The following is a 2910-nucleotide window of genomic DNA, read 5'->3' as shown; positions in this document are numbered from 1 at the left end:
GCCCGCGCGCCCGTCCTGCGCCGTGCCCGTCCACCCGGGGCCCCGGATCCGGACGACGGGGACCCGGTGTCCGGGGCGGCGGAGGCCCCACGGCGGTCGCTGCTGCGCAGCCCGCTGGCCTGGGTGGTGACCGTGTTCTTCGGTTCCCAGGCCTGCCTGGCCTACATCGTCATGGGATGGCTGCCCCAGGTCCTCATGGACGCCGGGGTGTCCCGGACGCAGGCGGGGCTGATGGTCGGGCTGATCTCGTTGCTCGGGATCCCGGTGAGTCTGGTGGTGCCCGCGCTCGCCGCCCGGCAGGGCAGCCAGAGCGGCTGGATCGCCGGGCTGGGGGCGTTCGGGGTCGCCGGGGTGCTCGGGCTGATGACCGTGCCGGAGTACTCGCCGCTGCTGTGGTCGGTGCTCGTCGGCGTCGGGATGAGCGTGTTCTCCCTGGCGCTGACCACGATCGCGCTGCGCGCCCGCACCGGCACCGACACGGCGTCGCTGTCCGGCATGGCGCAGGGCTTCGGCTACCTGCTGGCCGCGGCCGGGCCGTTCCTGTTCGGCCTGCTGCACGACGTCACCGGCGACTGGACCGTGCCGTTCGCGATGCTGCTGGGGGTGCTGCTGGTGCAGATCGGGTTCGGCTGGCTCGCCGGTCGTCCCCGGTACGTGTGAGCGCGGGCGGCCCGCGAGCCGGTCAGTCGTCGAGGGGCAGCGCGTACAGGGCGTTCTCGATCAGCTCCGGCATGGCGGGGTGGATCCAGTACTGGCCCCGCGCCATCGACCGTGCGTCGATGCCGAAGCTCATCGCCTGGATCAGCGGCTGGAGCAGCGTGGGCGCCTGGGGACCGAGGATGTGTGCGCCGAGCAGCGCGCCGGTCTCCGGGTCGGCGAGCAGCTTCGCGAAGCTGTGCTCGTCCTCCATCGCCCACCCGTAGGCGATGCCGCCGTATCCCTGGGTCGCCGTCACGTACGGCACGCCCCGTGCGGCGGCGTCGCGTTCGGTGAGCCCCACCGAGGCGATCTGCGGCGCGGTGAACACCGCGTGCGGCACGAACCGGTGGTCGGCGGCCACCGGCTCGTCCGGGTGCAGCAGGTTGTGCTGCACCACCCGCGCCTCGTGGTTGGCGACGTGCTTGAGCTCGTGCGGCGAGGACAGGTCGCCCAGGGCGTAGATCCCGTCCACGTTCGTGCGCTGGTGTCCGTCGACGGCGACGTGGCCGCTGGGCAGCGTGGACACCCCGGTGGCGCCGACGTCGAGCAGGTCGGAGTTGGGCCTGCGGCCGGTCGCCACCAGCAGCAGGTCGCCCTCGACGGTCTCCGGGCCCGCGGGGCCCTCCAGGTCGAGCGCCGTGCCCGTGGCGGTGCGCCGCGCGCGCAGGACCCGGCGGGACAGCCGCACGTCGTAGCGGCGGGAGGCCAACTCGGTGAACCGTCCGCTGATGTCGTCGTCCTCGGAGCGCAGCAGTGCGCCGGAGCGCGCCACCACCGTGACGTCGACGCCGAAGGAGGCGAACACGTGCGCGAACTCGGCGCCGATGAAGCCGCTGCCCAGGATGACCGCGCGCTCGGGGAGCTCGTCGAGGCGCATCACGGTGTCCGAGGTGTGGTGGTCGACCTCGTCCAGGCCGGGCACGTCGGGAATGTCGGCGCGTCCGCCCGCGGCGAGCACGAACTCGTCGGCGGTGACGGTCTCCGGCCCGTCGGCGAGCTCGACGGTGAGTTCCTTGTGCCCGGTGAACCGGCCGTGCCCCTCGTAGACCGTCACGCCCGCGTTGTCGTCGTGCTCGTGCCGGTACCGGCGGCCGCCCTCGGCGATCGTGTCGATGCGGCCGAAGATCCGGTCCCGGATCTCGCGCCAGCGCACCCCGCGCAGCTCGGTGTCCACGCCCAGGCGTGCCGAGTGCTCCGGCGTGGCGGCCAGGTCGGCGGGGTGGACGAACATCTTCGTGGGGATGCAGCCCACGTTGAGGCAGGTGCCGCCGAACACGCCCTTCTCGACGATCGCGACCTTGTGGTCGGCGAACCGCCGGTCGAGGATCGAGTTCCCCGATCCGGTCCCCACGATGACGAGGTCGTAGTGCGGCACGGTGTGGCCTTTCGACGAATCGGACGGTCGGTGACGGTGTCGACGGTGTCGACGGTGTCGACGGTGTCGACGGGGTCGCGGGGTCGACAGTGCGCGTGCCCGCGTTCCCGGGGGCGCCAACAGCGCGGCCCGGACCATTGTTCCCGCACCGCGCGCCGGGCCTCACCCCGGATGCCGGGTGAGCTCCAGGCGCGGCAGCCCGTCCGGGACACCCCGGTCGATCAGGGTGTCGAGGGCGTCGGTGTCGACGTGGGTGTCGATCGCGTCGGCGAGCGTGTCGAGCATCCGCTCCCGGCGCTCGGCGAATCCGGGTGCGTCCGCGGGCCGCCACGCGACGCCCGCCCGCTCGGCCACCTCGGTGAGCCAGCGGCGGCGGAACCCGTCGTTCTCCAGCAACCCGTGCCACATCGTCGCCCACACCGCGTCGTGCCGCCCGCCGGGCAGGAAGGGTTCCGCCGGGCGGGCACCGTCCACCGTGCCGTGGTGGATCTCGTAGCCGGACACCCGTTCCCCGCGCCAGCTGCCCTCCGGGGTGCGCAGGGTCTTGTCCCCGGTGAACCGCACCGAGTGCGGCACCAGCCCCAGGCCGGGCACCCGCCCCGCGGCGGACTCGACGCCGTCGTCGATCTTCTCGGTCAGCATCTGACAGCCGCCGCAGACACCGAGCACCGGGCGGCCCTCCTCCGCCCGGCGTTCGACCGCCCGGGCGATCCCGGTGCGGCGCAGCCACTCCAGGTCGTCCACCGTGGCCCGGGTGCCGGGCAGGACGGCGAGGTCGGCCGCGGCCACGGTGTCCGGGTCGGCCGTGAAGGTCACCGAGACGCCGGGTTCGGCCA

2 protein-coding genes and 1 pseudogene are annotated in these 2910 nt (G+C 73.7%); 1 reads left to right on the top strand and 2 read right to left on the bottom strand.

The window, feature by feature from the left end; genetic code table 11:
* Window positions 1-660 (top strand): MFS transporter (locus SACPADRAFT_RS28600; RefSeq protein WP_007027115.1); only part of this gene is annotated, 660 nt, incomplete at its 5' end.
* A 22-nt stretch (window positions 661-682) separates the two neighbouring features.
* Here SACPADRAFT_RS28600 and SACPADRAFT_RS0218210 read toward each other — a convergent pair.
* Both SACPADRAFT_RS0218210 and SACPADRAFT_RS28595 read right to left on the bottom strand, forming a co-directional pair.
* Window positions 683-2074 carry a mycothione reductase gene (locus SACPADRAFT_RS0218210; RefSeq protein ID WP_007027114.1) on the bottom strand — a complete coding sequence of 464 codons (1392 nt, stop codon included), beginning with the start codon at window positions 2072-2074 and terminating at the stop codon, window positions 683-685.
* Between the two features lie 162 nt (window positions 2075-2236).
* A pseudogene (locus SACPADRAFT_RS28595) lies at window positions 2237-2910 on the bottom strand (cobyric acid synthase); the annotation flags it as partial.

Origin of the sequence: Saccharomonospora iraqiensis subsp. paurometabolica YIM 90007 (genome assembly GCF_000231035.2) — a bacterium.
Taxonomy (GTDB): Bacteria; Actinomycetota; Actinomycetes; order Mycobacteriales; family Pseudonocardiaceae; genus Saccharomonospora; species Saccharomonospora paurometabolica.
Note: the sequence above shows the minus strand (reverse complement) of the source record. Positions and strands in the feature narration are given on the sequence as shown.